Genomic DNA, 14,445 nt, shown 5'->3' with positions numbered 1-14,445 from the left:
CACGGAACGAGAGGGCGGTGCCGGACGTGACACCCGCTAGGGTCGCGGAGGTGACCACCCCAGCCACCCGGGCCGAGGCGCTGCACCTGACCGGCGAGCGGACCGTGCCCGGCATTGCCGAGGAGAACTACTGGTTCCGTCGCCACGAAGCGGCGTACGCAGCCCTGCTCCCCCACTGCGCGGACGCGACGGTGCTCGAAGCCGGCTGCGGCGAGGGCTACGGCGCCGGGCTCCTCGCCACCACGGCCCGCCGGGTGCTCGCGCTGGACTACGACGTGCCGACCACCGAGCACGTCGCCCGCCGCTACCCCGAGGTCGCCGTCGCGCGGGCGAACCTGGCGTACCTGCCGCTGCGGGACGCCGTGGTCGACGTCGTGGCGAATTTCCAGGTCATCGAGCACTTGTGGGACCAGGCCGGATTCCTCGCCGAGTGCCGGCGGGTGTTGTCGCCGAACGGCAAACTGCTGGTCACGACGCCGAACCGGCTGACCTTCACGCCGGACAGCGACACGCCGCTGAACCCGTTCCACACCCGCGAGCTGGCGCCGTCCGAACTGGCCGAGCTGCTCACCGACGCCGGCTTCGACGTCGAAGCGCTGCACGGACTGCACCACGGCGAGGCCGTCCGCGCACTCGACGAGCGGTACGGCGGTTCGATCATCGACGCCCAGCTCGACGTGGTCATGGGCAAGCTGCCGGGGCAAGCCGTGTGGCCGGAGGCGCTGCTCGCCGACGTCGCCGCGATCGAGGCCACGGGATTCGACATCCACGGCGACGACCTCGACGCGAGCCTCGACCTGATCGCCGTGGCGGTGCGCCGATGAGCGAGGGCACCTTCTGCCTCGTCGTGCACAGCCACCTGCCGTGGCTGCCGCACCACGGGAGCTGGCCGGTCGGGGAGGAATGGCTCTACCAGGCGTGGGCGCACTCCTACCTGCCGATGGTCGAACTCCTGGAGCGCTTCGCCGACGAGGGCCGCCGCGACGTGCTGACGCTGGGCGTGACACCGGTGCTCGCCGCGCAGCTCGACGATCCCTACAGCATCCGCGCGTTCCACGACTGGCTCGGCCACTGGCAGCTGCGCGCGCAGCACGCGGCGACCCTGTGGCGCGGCGACCCGCTGCTGCGCGAGCTCGCCGCGGCCGAGCACCGGACCGCGGTCCGCGCGGCCGAAGAACTCGGCACGCGGTGGCGGCACGGGTTCTCCCCCGTCCTGCGTTCCCTGGTCGACAATTCGACGATCGAGCTGCTCGGCGGGCCGCTGGCCCACCCCTTCCAGCCGCTGCTCGACCCGCGGGTGCGGCAATTCGCGTTGAACGCCGGTCTCGCCGACACGGCGCTGCGGCTCGGGACGCGGCCCGAGGGGATTTGGGCGCCCGAGTGCGGCTACGCGCCTGGTATGGAAAACGACTACGCGGCCGCGGGCGTGCGGCGGTTCATGGTCGACGGCCCGTCGCTGCGGGGTGAGACCTGGGCCGCGCGACCGGTCGGCGACACCGACGTCGTCGCGTTCGGCCGGGACCTCGAGGTCACCTACCGCGTCTGGTCGCCGAAAGCCGGCTACCCCGGCCACGCCGCCTACCGCGACTTCCACACCTGGGCGCACGAGGTCGGGCTCAAGGCGTCGCGGGTGACCGGCAAGACGGTCGAGCCGCCGGACAAGGCGCCGTACGACCCGGCGCTCGCCGCGGACGTCCTGGGTTCGCACGTCAAGGACTTCGTCGAGACCGTCGTGGCACGGCTGCGTTCGCTGAAGAAGCAGCATGGGCGTGAGGCACTCGTGGTCGCCGCTTACGACACGGAGCTGTTCGGGCACTGGTGGCACGAAGGACCCGCCTGGCTGGAAGGCGTGCTGCGCGCGTTGCCCGAGGCCGGCGTGCGAGTGACGACGCTGAAGGGCGCGATGGAGGCCGGCCACGTCGGCGAGCCGATCGACCTGCCCTCGTCGTCGTGGGGGTCGGGCAAGGACTGGCGCGTCTGGGACGGCGAGCAGGTGAAGGACATGGTCGCCGCCAACGCGGCGTTGCAGGACCGGCTGCTCGACCTGGTCGGGGGCCTGGATCGGACGGCGCGGGACACCGTCGCCGACCAAGCCGTGGCCGAGGCGATGCTGGCGCTGGAAAGCGATTGGGCGTTCATGGTCACGAAGGATTCCGCCGCGGACTACGCGCGGCGCCGCGCCCAGGTGCACACCGAGCGCTTCGACGCGCTGGCCGGGCTGCTGCGCCGCGGCGATCGCGCCCGGGCCGCGGAGCTCGCCGCCGCCTACCGCGCCGACGATGGACCGTTCGGGCACCTCGACGCCCGCGCGCTGAAGCACGACTGAAAGGGACCCTCCGGATGGGAATCCACGAAATTCCGCTCAAGACCCTCGACGGGCGGGACAGCTCCCTGGGCGAGTTCGCCGGGAAGGCGTTGCTCGTGGTCAACGTCGCGTCGAAGTGCGGCCTGACCCCGCAGTACTCCGGCCTCGAGCGGCTGCAGGAACGCTTCGGCGGCCAGGGCTTCTCCGTGGTCGGTTTCCCGTGCAACCAGTTCGCCGGGCAGGAACCGGGCAGTGCGGAAGAGATCCAGACGTTCTGCTCGACGACCTACGGCGTCACGTTCCCGCTGTTCGAGAAGATCGATGTCAACGGCGAGGGCCGGCACCCGCTCTACGCCGAGCTGACCGAAACCGCCGACGCCGAGGGCGCGGCGGGCGACGTCCAGTGGAACTTCGAGAAGTTCCTGATCGGCGCCGACGGCGAAGTCCTGGCGCGGTTCCGGCCACGCACCGAACCCGAAGACGAGGCGGTCATCAAGGCCATCGAGGCGGCGCTCCCGGCGTGAGCCGGCCGCTGCCGCGCCGGCCTTCCGGCCCGGCGCGGCGGCCGATCACAGGCCGACCTGGTCGCGTCCGACGACGTTGAGGTCGTCGACCGTCGCGCGGCCGGCCCAGTGCACTTCGTAGTCTTCGGGCGCGACGCTCGGCCGGGCCGCGACCGCGATCTGCACGATCGTCGACCCGACCTGGTGGTGCTGGGCGGGCCGGCCGGGAGCCGGGCTTGGCTCGTGACCGAAATCCGGCGAACGGTCCGCGCGGCGGCGCCGGGGCCGGTGCGGGTGGAGGCCGGCGAGGTTACGGACTCGGCCGCGCTGCGCGGCGTGTTGCTGCCCGCGCTCGACCACGGCCGCGACGGCCTGGTCAGAGCAGTTGCCGAATGCTGACCACACCGCACCGCGGCCGGCGCGCACCCGCCGCGACCGGCTGGCGCCCGACGTCAACCGGCCGTGGTCGGAATCACGACGAGCCCGCCGCGATCACTGCTCGCACGCACTTCGCCACCACCAACGGGTCCACTTTGACCACTTGACGGTCGTACGTGAGCAGGCCGTTGACCTCGTTCTCGACATCCGTCGTCTGGGTGTAGACGGCCCCGGACAAGCCGCGTTCCGCGACCACCCGCTCGAGAGCGGCGCTCACCTCGGCGTAGCGCTCGGTGAGCCGCTCCGGCGTCGGGGTCATTTCGTACGCGTTCGGCGGGCCGGGCCAGCGGTGGTCGTCCACAACCAGACCAAGGCCGCCGTACTCGCCGTCGACGATCGCGCGGCCGTCGCGGACCGACGGATCGCCGGGCCCCACGTACGTGTGATCGTCGTAGACGTCGCCCGCGCCGCTGTCCGGGCGGGAGAAGCAGCAGTTGACGCCGCTGTTCGGGATCACCAGCCGCGTCGGGTCGAGGGTCTTGACCAGTTCCGCGACACGGGCCGTGTCGAACTCGCCCCAGCCCTCGTTGAACGGGACCCAGCCGACGATCGACGGGACCGCGCGCAGCTGGGTCACCATTTCGGTCAGTTCCGCCTCGAACCGTTCCCGCGCCCGCCGGACCGGATCCGGCGCGACCCCGGGCGGGCCGTCGAACGACACGGTCAGCGACGGCATGTCCTGCCAGACGACCAGGCCCAGCGTGTCGGCCCAGAAGTACCAGCGGGCCGGCTCCACCTTGACGTGCTTGCGGACGAAGTTGAAACCCAGCTCCTTCGTCTTCTCGAGGTCGAACCGGAGGGCGTCGTCAGTGGGCGCCGTCGAGATGCCGTCCGGCCAGTAGCCCTGGTCGAGCGGGCCGTGCAGGAAGGTGATCCGGTCGTTGAGCGCGATGCGCGGACGTCCTTGCGAGTCGGGGAGCAGGCCGATCGTCCGGAGGCCGGTGTAGCTGCCGACTTCGTCCAAAATCGCGCCATGCCGGTCGAGCAGCCGGACGTGCAGCGGGTAGAGGTGCGGGTCGTCGGGGGTCCAAAGGTGCGGGTCGGGAACGTCCACGCGCACCGACGTCCCGGCCGGGCCCGACGCCCGCGCCACCTCGCCGTCATTGGCCGAAATCACGACCACGACCTCGGCGCCGCCGATGGCCTGCGGGAACACCGTCACCCCGGTCAAGTCCGGGGTCAGTTCCAGGCGCTCGACACGGGTCTCGGGGACTGGCTCCAGCCACACCGTTTGCCAGATTCCCGACGACGCCGTGTAGCAGATCCCGCCGGGGGCGTTGCGCTGCTTGCCGACCGGGAAGGGCTCGATGTCGGTGCGGTCTTCGGCCCGGACGGTCAGCTCCTGCGGTCCCGAGGCGCGCAGGACGTCGGTGATGTCGGCGCTGAACGCCGTGTAACCGCCTTCGTGCGTCGCGACGAGCTGGTTGTTGACCCACACCTTCGCCGTCTGGTCGACCGCGCCGAAGTGCAGGAGGACACGCTGCCCGCGCCAGTCGTCCGGGATCTCGACCAGGCGGCGGTACCAGAGGACCTCGTCGCGGCGTCCGATTCCGGACAACGCCGACTCGGGCGGGAACGGGACCAGGATGCGCTCGGCGTAGCCGGACGGCCGTGGTTCGTCCGGCGACAACGGCCGGCCCGCGTACTCCCAGACGCCGTTGAGGTTGAGCCAGCGAGGGCGGGTCAGCTGGGGCCGCGGGTACTCCGGCAGGGCGTGGTCCGGACCGGCCTCGCCGGTCCACGGGGTGGCCAGGGGCGGGTCGAGCCGACGCCAGCCGGTGTCTTCAGGTGAAGTCATCCCGGCCGATGGTGACAGAGATCGCCGGGCTCGACAGTGAGTCGAACCACATTCGGCGACCGCACTGGCCGGTCGGCTGGCACGGGCGGCGCCGAGCCCTTCCGACTCGCGAGTAACCTCTGCCCATGCGTGTGCTGATGCTGTCCTGGGAGTACCCGCCCGTGGCCATCGGGGGCCTGGCCCGGCACGTCCACGCGCTCGCTTGCCACCTCGCCCGCCAGGGCCACGAGGTCGTGGTGCTGTGCCGGCACGCCGCGGGCACCGACGCCGGGACGCACCCGCGCACCGACCGCGTCGTCGAGGGCGTGCGGGTCATCCGGGTCGCCGAGGACCCGATGCACGTGACGTTCGAACGCGACCTCGTCGCCTGGACGCTGGCCATGGGGCACGCCATGATCCGCGCCGCGCAGGACCTCCTGCGCACCTGGCAGCCCGACGTCGTCCACGCGCACGACTGGCTCGTCGCCCATCCGGCCATCGCGATCACCGAGGCGGCGCGGGTGCCGCTGGTCGGCACGATCCACGCGACCGAGGCGGGGCGGCATTCCGGCTGGCTGTCGCACCCGTTGAACCAGCAGATTCACTCGGTCGAGTGGTGGCTGGCGAACCGCGCCGACGGGCTGATCACCTGCTCGCAGGCGATGCGCCGCGAGGTCGCGCACCTCTTCGAGGTGGAGGCGGCCGACGTCACGGTGATCCACAACGGCATCGAGGAACGCGGCTGGCAGGTGCCCGCGGACGAGATCGCCCGCGCCCGCGAGGTCTACAGCCCGGCCGGTGCGCCGCTGTTGCTCTATTTCGGACGACTGGAGTGGGAGAAGGGCGTGCAGGACCTGCTGGCCGCGCTCCCCCGCATCCGGCGCCGCCACCCGGGCACGCGCGTGGTCGTTGCCGGAAAAGGACGACACTTCGACGAGCTCGTCGAGCAGTCACGGAAGCTGCGGGTGCGGCGCGCGGTCGACTTCGTCGGGCACCTGTCCGACCGCGACCTGCGCGCGGCGCTGGCCGCGGCCGACGCCGTGGTGCTGCCCAGCCGGTACGAGCCGTTCGGCATCGTCGCCCTGGAGGCCGCGGCGGCGAAGGCGCCGCTGGTCGCGTCGACGGCCGGCGGGCTCGGCGAAGTCGTGGTGCACGGCGAGACGGGCCTGGCGTTCAACCCCGGGGACGTCGCCGCGCTGGCCGACGCGGTGACGACGGTGCTCTCCGACGCGGAAGCCGCGGCCGAGCGCGCGCGGGCCGCGCAGGCCCGGCTGGCCGCGGACTTCGACTGGGGCCGTATCGCCGAAGCGACCGCCGAGGTCTACCGGCGGGCGAAACCCGGCGAGCCGGTCGAGCTGCCGCGGCCCAAGATCGCCACCGGCAACGCCTTCGAACCGGTCCCGGCCGAGATCCCGGAACTGTAGGTAGCCGCCCGTTCAGAACCGGCAGGGCCGGAAACAGTCCGGCCGCGGTGCGGCGGGCGTGGCCGTGACCTCGTCGACGGCGAACGCGAGCGAAAACACGACGAAGAGGGTGGCGACGGCAGCTTTCAACCTGCTGGTCATGGGGACTCCTCGGGGACCGGCGGCGCGATCGGCGCCTCGCAGCGAGCATCCGCGCCGGCTCGCGGGGAAACAATAAGCGGAACAGCAGGGGGCGATACGTATTCGCCTTCCGTGATCGGTTCGTCCGGTTCAACGGGTTCCGGTCAGCAGCCGGACCCGGACACGTTCCCGCAGCGGGCCGTGCGGGGCGACCACCTCCCGGACGCGCTCGGTGAACGCCGGTCTCGCGTCCGGGCCGGGCAGCTGCTCTGGACTCATTGCCGAAAAAACGCCAATTCCTCGACGGTCAGCGTCGCGAACGGATAGCCGCGGCGAAACCGCTGGTAGCACTCGCTCACTTCGCCGCCGAACGCAGATGTCGTCATGTCCTGAGCCTGACCACTGCGGCCGCCGGCCGGGCCGCCTTCCGCTCAGGGCGGACCGTCACAGTCGGGTGCCGTGGCGCAACCCCTGGCCGGCCAGGTGAAGGTCCTGCCTAGAAGATCGGCAGCAGGACGCCGTGCTCCGACTGTGGCCGCGGGCCGAAAATGCGGCGGTCGGCTTCGGCGATCGGGACGTCGTTGATGCTCGCTTCGCGACGACGCATCAGGCCTTCGTCGCTGAACTCCCACAGCTCGTTGCCGTAGCTGCGGAACCACTGCCCTTCGGCGGTCCGGGACTCGTACTGGAACCGGACGCCGATGCGGTTGCCGCGAAAGCCCCACAGTTCCTTGCGCAACGCGTAGTCCAGTTCGCGCGCCCACTTCTCGGTGAGGAACTCGACGATCCGCGCCCGTCCGACGACGTGCCGGTCGCGGTTGCGCCACACCGAATCCTCCGTGTACGCCAGCGAAACCCGCTCCGGGTCGCGGGTGTTCCACGCGTCTTCGGCGGCCTGGACCTTCTGGCGGGCGGTGTCTTCGTCGAACGGCGGGAACGGTGGACGCGGGGTCATGACTGCTCCTTCCGACGTGGAGAACGTGCGTTCTCCGCTACTCCCGCTAGACTAGAGAACGTTCATTCTCAGCGCCAGGGGCAGGTGACATGGATTCCGTGGAGGCGACCGACCGGCTGCTGGAGGCCGCCGAAGACCTCTTCTACGCCCACGGCGTGCAAGCGGTCGGGATGGACGCCGTCCGCGAACGCTCCGGCGTCTCGCTCAAGCGGCTCTACCAGTGCTTTCCGGCGAAGAACGACCTGGTCGAGGCGTACCTGCTTCGCCGGGACGAACGCTGGCGCGGATCGTTGCGCGATTTCGTCCACGCCCGCGGCGACGACCCCCTGGCCGTGTTCGCCTGGCTGAAGAACTGGTTCACCGAGCCGGGCTTCCGCGGCTGCGCCTTCATCAACTCCTTCGGCGAGTTCGGCGAGCCCGCGCCGGGTATCGCCGCGGCGATCCGCAAGCACAAGGACGAGGTCCGCGCCTACCTACACGGCCTCGTGCCCGATCCGCGCGTCGCCGACCAGCTGTTCTCGCTCGTGGAGGGCGCGACGGTGCTCGCCGCGATCACCGGTGACCCGTGTGAGGCGGACACGGCCCGCGAAGCCGCGAAGGTTCTGCTGAAAGCACTCGTGTGAGTGACAAGTCTGCGTAGCCCAGTAACCGGCCAACGGCCACGGATTCCTGTTCCGACGAATAAAGAACCGGTCCGGTGACGGGGAGCCGCCGTCACCGGACCGGTCCGGACCACACCATCCCAACCAGTGTGGATCCGGCTTCCCCTCGTCAGGTAGGGGAAGCCGGGGCCCTGCTACCGGGCGTCCGTGAGGTACCGCGCGTAGGCACCCGTGGTGAGGAAGCTCGGCAGCTTCTCGCCCAGCGCGGTTTCGGTGAAGATCTCGTACGCGTCGCCGAGGCGGTGGCCCGCACCGAGCTCGGCGCGCACCGACGCGAGTTCGTCGTTGAGGTACTCGACCGCCAGTTCGCGGGTCAGCGCCGTGCCGTCCTCGAGCTTCGTGCCGTTGCGGATCCACTGCCACACCTGGCAACGCGCGATCTCGGCGGTGGCCGCGTCCTCCATCAGGTTGTGGATCGCCGCGGCGCCGGTGCCGCGCAGCCACGCGTCGACGTAGCGCAGCGCGACGTTGATGTTCGCGCGCACGCCCGCCTCGGTGACCTCGCCGCCGGCGCTGGCCACGTCGAGCAGGTCTTCGGCGGTGACGTCGACGTCTTCGCGCAGCTTGCCGAGCTGGTTGGGCCAGCCGCCGAGCACGCCGTCGAAGACCTCGCGGCAGACCGGGACCAGGCCGGGGTGCGCGACCCACGAGCCGTCGAAGCCGTCGCCGGCCTCGCGTTCCTTGTCGGCGCGGACCTTCTCGATCGCGGTCGCGTTGATGTCCGGGTCCTTGCTCGGGATGAACGCGGCCATGCCGCCGATGGCGTGCGCGCGGCGCCGGTGGCAGGTGCGCACGAGCAGCTCGGTGTAGGCCCGCATGAACGGCACGGTCATCGTCACCTGCGCGCGGTCCGGCAGCACGAAGTCGGCGCCGTGCGCTGCGAAGTTCTTGATGAGGCTGAAGATGTAGTCCCAGCGACCGGCGTTCAACCCCGCCGCGTGCTCGCGCAGCTCGTACAGGATTTCGTCCATCTCGAACGCGGCGGTGATCGTCTCGATCAGCACGGTGGCGCGGATGGTGCCGCGCGGGATGCCGAGTTCGCGCTGCGCCAGCAGGAAGACGTCGTTCCACAGCCGCGCTTCGAGGTGGTTCTCCAGCTTCGGCAGGTAGAAGTACGGGCCGACGCCGCGGGCGACCAGCTGGCGCGCGTTGTGGAAGAAGTACAGGCCGAAGTCGACCAGGCTCGCCGACACCGGACGGCCGTCGATGCGGATGTGCTTTTCCACCAGGTGCCAGCCGCGGGGACGCGCGACGATCGTCGCGGGCTCTTCGCCGATGGTGTACTGCTTGCCGGCCTCGGTGGTGAAGTCGATGTTGCGGCGGATCGCGTCGTAGAGGTTGACCTGGCCGTCGATGACGTTGTGCCACGTCGGCGACGTCGCGTCCTCGAAGTCCGCCAGCCAGACCTTGGCGCCGGAGTTGAGCGCGTTGACCGTCATCTTGCGGTCGGTCGGGCCGGTGATCTCGACGCGGCGGTCCTCCAGGCCGGGCGCGGTCGGGGCGACGTGCCACGACTCGTCGTCGCGGATCGATCGGGTCTCGGGCAGGAAGCCGAGCGGCTTCTCCCCGGACTGCAGTTCCTCGCGCCGCACGCGGCGGGCGTCGAGCAGCTCGCGCCGGCGTCCGGCGAACGTGTTGTCCAGCTTGGCCAGGAAGTCGAGTGCCGCCGGGGTCAGGATCTCCGCGAACCGGCCCTCGACGGGCCCGGTGACCTCGATGCGGTAGTTCAGCCGATCAACCATGGGGTGCCTCCGCGAGCTGTGGGCGGGGAAGGGAAGAAGGGGAGGGACGCGGCCTGACGGCGGAGGGGGGTGCGCCGTCAGGCCGCGGCCGGGATCAGTGGAACTGGGCTTCTTCGGTGGAGCCCTTGAGCGCCGTGGTCGAGCTCTCCGGGTTCAGTGCGGTGGCGACCTGGTCGAAGTAGCCGGTGCCGACCTCGCGCTGGTGCTTGGTCGCGGTGTAGCCGCGGCTCTCCGAAGCGAACTCGCGCTCCTGCAGGTCGACGTAGGCGGTCATGCCTTCGCGGGCGTAGCCGTGCGCCAGGTCGAACATCGAGTAGTTCAGGGCGTGGAAGCCGGCCAGCGTGATGAACTGGAACTTGTAGCCCATGTGGCCGAGCTCGCGCTGGAACTTCGCGATCGTCGCGTCGTCCAGGTGCTTCTTCCAGTTGAACGACGGCGAGCAGTTGTAGGCCAGCATCTGGTCCGGGAACTTCGCCTTGATCGCCTCGGCGTACTTGCGCGCCACCTCGAGGTCCGGCTCCGAGGTCTCCATCCAGAGCAGGTCGGCGTACTGGGCGTAGGCCAGGCCGCGCTCGATGCACGGCTCGATGCCGTTGCGGACCTCGTAGAAGCCCTCGGCGGTGCGGCCGCCGGTGAGGAACTGCTGGTCACGCTCATCGACGTCGCTGGTCAGCAGCGTCGCGGCCTGGGCGTCGGTGCGGGCGACGATCAGCGACGGCACGTTCAGCACGTCCGCGGCGAGGCGGGCGGCGTTCAGCGTGCGCTCGTGCTGCTTGGTCGGGATCAGCACCTTGCCGCCCAGGTGACCGCACTTCTTCTCCGAAGCGAGCTGATCTTCCCAGTGCACGCCGGCGGCGCCGGCCGCGATCATGCCCTTCATCAGCTCGAACGCGTTGAGCGGGCCACCGAAGCCCGCCTCGGCGTCGGCGACGATCGGGGCGTACCAGTCGATGTCGGTGTTGCCCTCGGCCCAGCTGATCTGGTCGGCACGGCCCAGCGCGTTGTTGATGCGGCGGACCACGGCCGGCACCGAGTTGGCCGGGTAGAGGCTCTGGTCGGGGTAGGTCTGGCCGGCCAGGTTGGCGTCGGCCGCGACCTGCCAGCCGGACAGGTAGATCGCCTGCAGGCCCGCCCGGACCTGCTGGACGGCCTGGTTGCCGGTGAGCGCGCCGAGCGCGTGGATGTAGTCCTCGGTGTGCAGCAGGTCCCACAGCTTCTCCGCGCCGCGGCGGGCCAGGGTGTGCTCTTCGACGACGCTGCCGCGCAGCTTGATCACGTCTTCGGCCGAGTAGGAGCGCTGCACGCCCGCCCAGCGGGGGTCGCTCGCCCACTGCGCGGCCAGCTCCGCGGCCGCCTGCTTGGCCTGTTCCGTCATCGGATCTCCCGGTGTTGCGAAGTTTGCGATTGCTCGCCTTGCTTGGCCTGACCCTGACATGCCAGCGGAAACGAGGTCCAGTGGGCCAATTTGCCAATTTGTGCGAAGGGTACGTACGCTCTTTGCAAAGGTTGCGAATCGGCTGATTCGCAAGTGCGCGAAAATCCGCGTTCTTGACCGGTCACGTGACCGGTCAGGACCGGAAACCTTCCGGGAAGGAGGGCAAGAATGGAGAAGACTTTCGCCGGCGCGCGGTTGCGGCACCTCCGCGAAAGCCGCTCGATGAGCCAGGCCGACCTCGCCCGTGTGCTGGAGATCTCACCCAGCTACCTCAACCAGATCGAGCACAACTCGCGTCCGCTGACCGTGCCGGTGCTGCTCCGGATCACGCAGGCGTTCGGCGTCGACACCGAGTTCTTCGCCAACAACGACACGTCCCGGCTGGTCGCCGACGTCAAGGAAGCGCTGCTCGACGAGGCCCTCGGCATCGACGTCACCACCGGCGAGCTCAACGAGCTGGCCACGAACCTGCCGGCGATCGCCCAGGCGCTGGTCAAGCTGCACCGCAGCTACCGCAACGCCGTCGAGAACACCGCCGTGCTGACCACGGAAAACGGCCTGGGCCTGCACGGCAGCGCCGCCGCGTCGCTGCCGCACGAGGAGGTCCGGGACTTCTTCTACGAGCGCGAGAACTACGTCGCCGAACTGGACGAACGCGCCGAGAAGATGGCCGCGGACATCCCGCTGCAGCGCGGGCAGGTCCTCGGCGCGCTGAAGGAACGTCTTTCCCAGCGCTACGGCGTCGAGGTGACCAGCGAGGGCATCGACGAAGCCGCCGGTCAGCAGCACCGCTACGAGCCGATGACGCGGGTGCTGCGGCTGGCGCCCAGCCTGCGGGTCGGACAGCAGGCGTTCCGGATGGCCTCGCAGATCGCGCTGCTCGAGTACGACGACCTCATCACCGAACTGGCCGACTCGTGGGCGTTCTCCGGTCCGGCCGCCCGGTCGCTGGCCCGCGTCGGCCTGGCGAACTACTTCGCCGGGGCGCTGATCCTCCCCTACGGACCGTTCCTCGCCGCGGCCGAGCGGTTCCGCTACGACATCGAGCGGCTGTGCGACCACTACGGCGTCGGCTTCGAGACGGTCTGCCACCGGCTGTCCACGCTGCAGCGGCCCAAGCAGCGCGGGGTGCCGTTCTCCTTCGTGCGGGTGGACCGGGCCGGGAACATGTCGAAGCGGCAGTCCGCGGCCGGGTTCCACTTCTCCCGCGTCGGCGGGGCCTGTCCCCTGTGGAACATCTACGAAGCGTTCACCCAGCCGGGCAAGATCCTCACCCAGATCGCCACCCTGCCCGACGGCAAGAGCTACTTCTGGATCGCGCGCACGGTGTCGCGCAACATCGGCGGCTACGGCAGCCCCGGCAAGACGTTCACCGTGGGCCTCGGCTGCGAACTGCGCCACGCCGGGCGGCTGGTCTACTCGACCGGCCTCGACCTCGACGAACCCGCCGCGGCGACCCCCATCGGCATGGGGTGCAAAGTCTGCGAACGCCCGGCGTGCTCGCAGCGCGCGTTCCCGACGATCGGCAAGCAGCTCACCGTGGACGAGAACACCAGCACCTTCGTCCCCTACCCGGCGGTGCCCAAGGGCTGATCAGCCGATCACGTGCGTGGTCCACTTCGTCTCGTCCGGGCCGAGCACCGTGATCCTGCTCAGGAGTTCCTGCGAGGTGATGCCCGCGGCCTTGGGCTGGTCGATCGCGACGCACGCCTGCAGCCCGTTCTTCGTCGTGCACTTCGGGTCGCCGAGGCCGTCCGCCGGGCCACCCGGCAGGGAGACCGTGATCGTCGCCAGTGCGCCGTTCGACGAGTACTGAAGCACCGCCCGCCACGGGACGCCGTCTTGGTCAGGACGGCGCCACAGGCCGATGTCGGCGACGCGGAACGTGTCCGGCAGACCGGTGATGTGCAGCGGCAACGGCACCGCGCGGTTCGCGAACGTCACCTCCCCGGCGACGCGCAGCAGGACCTGCTGCAGGTCGGGAACGGCGAGGTAGTACGCGTTCAGCTCGGCCCAGCGGCCGTCCGCGGTCGGCCAGCGCAGGTAGCTGTTGCCCTGGTTCAGCGGATCCCGGGCATCGGTCGTGATCCAGTAGCCGTCGCGGTCGCCGACCCGAGCCGGGACGCGCACCGCCCGGCCGCCCATGTCGTGCCTGCGGTCCAGCGGGGGTTCCTGGTCGTACACCGCGAGCCAGATCATCGGCGCCAGGTCACCGCGGCCGATGGCCAGTGCGTAGTCGCCGTGGCCGCCGACGCCGTACTCGATGCCCTTAATGGGCGCCGGCAGCCAGCCGAAGCTCGCCTTCGTCACCAGCGGGTTGTCGGTGGGCGCCGGTGCGACGGGCGGCGGTTGGGGCAGGACAGCCGCCGGCGCGATCGGAGGCGTGGTCCGGAACGCCGACACCGCCGTCAGCCCCCCGGCCGTCACGACCGCGGCGCAGCCCACGACCAGCGCGGTGGTCCGCACGCGACGACGGCGTCCCCCGATCCGGCGCGCGCGGTCGACGTCGATCCGCGGCGGCGGGGCGGGCGTGTCGGCCAGTTCCCTCAACCGGGTGACCAGTTCGTGGTCGGTCATGCTCGTCCCTCCTGGATGGGTTCGCGCAGCAGCTCGCGGAGCGCGTCCACGGCCTTCGCGGTCTGGCTCTTGACGGTGCCTTCGGAACAGCCCAGCGCCCGCGCGGTCTCCGCGACCGGCAGGTCGCAGAAGTAGCGCAGGACGACGGTCGCGCGCTGCCTGGCCGGCAGCCGTTCCAGCGCGGCCCGCAGGTCCAGTGCCAGTTCGACGTCCGCGCCCGGCGCGGGCGGGTCCTGGTCGTTTTGGCGCAAATCCACCCGGCGCCACCACGACGTCCGCTGTTCGGCCAGGAACGTGTTGACCAGCGTGCGTCGCACGTAGCCGTCCAGGTTGTCGGCGCGGGAGGCCCGCGGCCAATGCACGTAGAGCCGGGTGATCGACGACTGGACCAGGTCGTCGGCCCGGTGCCAGTCACCGCAGAGCAGGTACGCGACCTTGCGCAGCCAAGCCGCCCGCGCGGTCACGTACTCGGTGAATCCGGCGTCCATCGGCGCCCCCCATCTCGTT

15 protein-coding genes are annotated in these 14,445 nt (G+C 70.6%); 7 read left to right on the top strand and 8 right to left on the bottom strand.

Features of this window, described 5'->3' with window-relative positions; translation table 11 throughout:
- The first annotated feature begins 50 nt into the window (after window positions 1-50).
- From AB0M80_RS29340 to AB0M80_RS29325, 4 genes are all read left to right on the top strand, one after another.
- On the top strand, window positions 51-824 hold the full coding sequence (locus AB0M80_RS29340) for a methyltransferase domain-containing protein (protein WP_364571393.1): 774 nt from the start codon (window positions 51-53) through the stop codon (window positions 822-824).
- Window positions 821-2,326: a glycoside hydrolase family 57 protein gene (locus AB0M80_RS29335; RefSeq protein WP_364571391.1), complete on the top strand. Its 1,506-nt coding sequence runs from the start codon at window positions 821-823 to the stop codon at window positions 2,324-2,326. The genes AB0M80_RS29340 and AB0M80_RS29335 overlap by 4 nt, the downstream gene beginning before the upstream one ends.
- A 14-nt stretch (window positions 2,327-2,340) precedes the next feature.
- Window positions 2,341-2,829, top strand: coding sequence for a glutathione peroxidase (locus tag AB0M80_RS29330; protein WP_364571389.1), 489 nt, complete (start codon window positions 2,341-2,343; stop codon window positions 2,827-2,829).
- A gap of 222 nt (window positions 2,830-3,051) precedes the next feature.
- The gene (locus AB0M80_RS29325) at window positions 3,052-3,207 is read left to right on the top strand and encodes a hypothetical protein (protein ID WP_364571387.1); all 156 of its coding nucleotides are present in this window, start codon (window positions 3,052-3,054) and stop codon (window positions 3,205-3,207) included.
- A gap of 73 nt (window positions 3,208-3,280) precedes the next feature.
- Here AB0M80_RS29325 and AB0M80_RS29320 read toward each other — a convergent pair whose 3' ends face one another.
- Window positions 3,281-5,044 carry a sugar-binding domain-containing protein gene (locus tag AB0M80_RS29320; RefSeq protein ID WP_364571386.1) on the bottom strand — a complete coding sequence of 588 codons (1,764 nt, stop codon included), beginning with the start codon at window positions 5,042-5,044 and terminating at the stop codon, window positions 3,281-3,283.
- A 125-nt stretch (window positions 5,045-5,169) separates the two neighbouring features.
- On the opposite strand from AB0M80_RS29320, the gene AB0M80_RS29315 reads away from it, so the two are divergent.
- Window positions 5,170-6,447 (top strand): glycosyltransferase family 4 protein, encoded by a 1,278-nt coding sequence (locus AB0M80_RS29315; RefSeq protein ID WP_364571385.1) that lies wholly within the window; start codon window positions 5,170-5,172, stop codon window positions 6,445-6,447.
- Between the two features lie 12 nt (window positions 6,448-6,459).
- On the opposite strand, the gene AB0M80_RS29310 is transcribed toward AB0M80_RS29315, so the two are convergent.
- The 3 genes from AB0M80_RS29310 to AB0M80_RS29300 all read right to left on the bottom strand — a co-directional run bounded on the left by AB0M80_RS29310 (window position 6,460) and on the right by AB0M80_RS29300 (window position 7,522).
- Complete coding sequence (locus AB0M80_RS29310) at window positions 6,460-6,588, bottom strand: hypothetical protein (protein ID WP_364571384.1); 129 nt, start codon at window positions 6,586-6,588, stop codon at window positions 6,460-6,462.
- Window positions 6,589-6,717: 129 nt separating this feature from the next.
- Entirely contained in the window at window positions 6,718-6,846 is a 129-nt protein-coding gene (locus AB0M80_RS29305) for a hypothetical protein (protein WP_364571383.1), read from the bottom strand.
- Between the two features lie 217 nt (window positions 6,847-7,063).
- Complete coding sequence (locus AB0M80_RS29300) at window positions 7,064-7,522, bottom strand: nuclear transport factor 2 family protein (RefSeq protein ID WP_360280128.1); 459 nt, start codon at window positions 7,520-7,522, stop codon at window positions 7,064-7,066.
- A gap of 89 nt (window positions 7,523-7,611) precedes the next feature.
- On the opposite strand from AB0M80_RS29300, the gene AB0M80_RS29295 reads away from it, so the two are divergent.
- Window positions 7,612-8,145, top strand: a complete 534-nt coding sequence (locus AB0M80_RS29295; protein WP_364571381.1) for a helix-turn-helix domain-containing protein — start codon at window positions 7,612-7,614, stop codon at window positions 8,143-8,145.
- A 173-nt stretch (window positions 8,146-8,318) separates the two neighbouring features.
- Here the strand turns inward: AB0M80_RS29295 and aceB are convergent, their stop codons facing one another.
- Both aceB and aceA read right to left on the bottom strand, forming a co-directional pair.
- A complete protein-coding gene (gene aceB / locus AB0M80_RS29290) occupies window positions 8,319-9,926 on the bottom strand; it encodes a malate synthase A (protein ID WP_364571379.1) in 1,608 nt (535 codons plus the stop codon).
- Window positions 9,927-10,020: 94 nt separating this feature from the next.
- The gene (gene aceA / locus AB0M80_RS29285) at window positions 10,021-11,301 is read right to left on the bottom strand and encodes an isocitrate lyase (RefSeq protein ID WP_364571377.1); all 1,281 of its coding nucleotides are present in this window, start codon (window positions 11,299-11,301) and stop codon (window positions 10,021-10,023) included.
- A 228-nt stretch (window positions 11,302-11,529) separates the two neighbouring features.
- On the opposite strand from aceA, the gene AB0M80_RS29280 reads away from it, so the two are divergent.
- Window positions 11,530-12,954 (top strand): short-chain fatty acyl-CoA regulator family protein, encoded by a 1,425-nt coding sequence (locus AB0M80_RS29280; RefSeq protein WP_364571375.1) that lies wholly within the window; start codon window positions 11,530-11,532, stop codon window positions 12,952-12,954.
- Here the strand turns inward: AB0M80_RS29280 and AB0M80_RS29275 are convergent, their stop codons facing one another.
- Together AB0M80_RS29275 and AB0M80_RS29270 are read right to left on the bottom strand one after the other, a co-directional pair.
- Window positions 12,955-13,938, bottom strand: a complete 984-nt coding sequence (locus AB0M80_RS29275) for a hypothetical protein (RefSeq protein ID WP_364571373.1) — start codon at window positions 13,936-13,938, stop codon at window positions 12,955-12,957. It abuts the gene before it with no gap.
- Window positions 13,935-14,426, bottom strand: a complete 492-nt coding sequence (locus AB0M80_RS29270) for a SigE family RNA polymerase sigma factor (protein WP_364571371.1) — start codon at window positions 14,424-14,426, stop codon at window positions 13,935-13,937. The genes AB0M80_RS29275 and AB0M80_RS29270 overlap by 4 nt, the downstream gene beginning before the upstream one ends.
- Window positions 14,427-14,445 lie beyond the last annotated feature (19 nt).

The sequence above is a fragment of the Amycolatopsis sp. NPDC051045 genome, assembly GCF_040682955.1.
Classification (GTDB): Bacteria; Actinomycetota; Actinomycetes; order Mycobacteriales; family Pseudonocardiaceae; genus Amycolatopsis.
The sequence above is the reverse complement of the archived record's forward strand: the minus strand, read 5'-3'. Positions and strand labels throughout refer to the sequence as shown.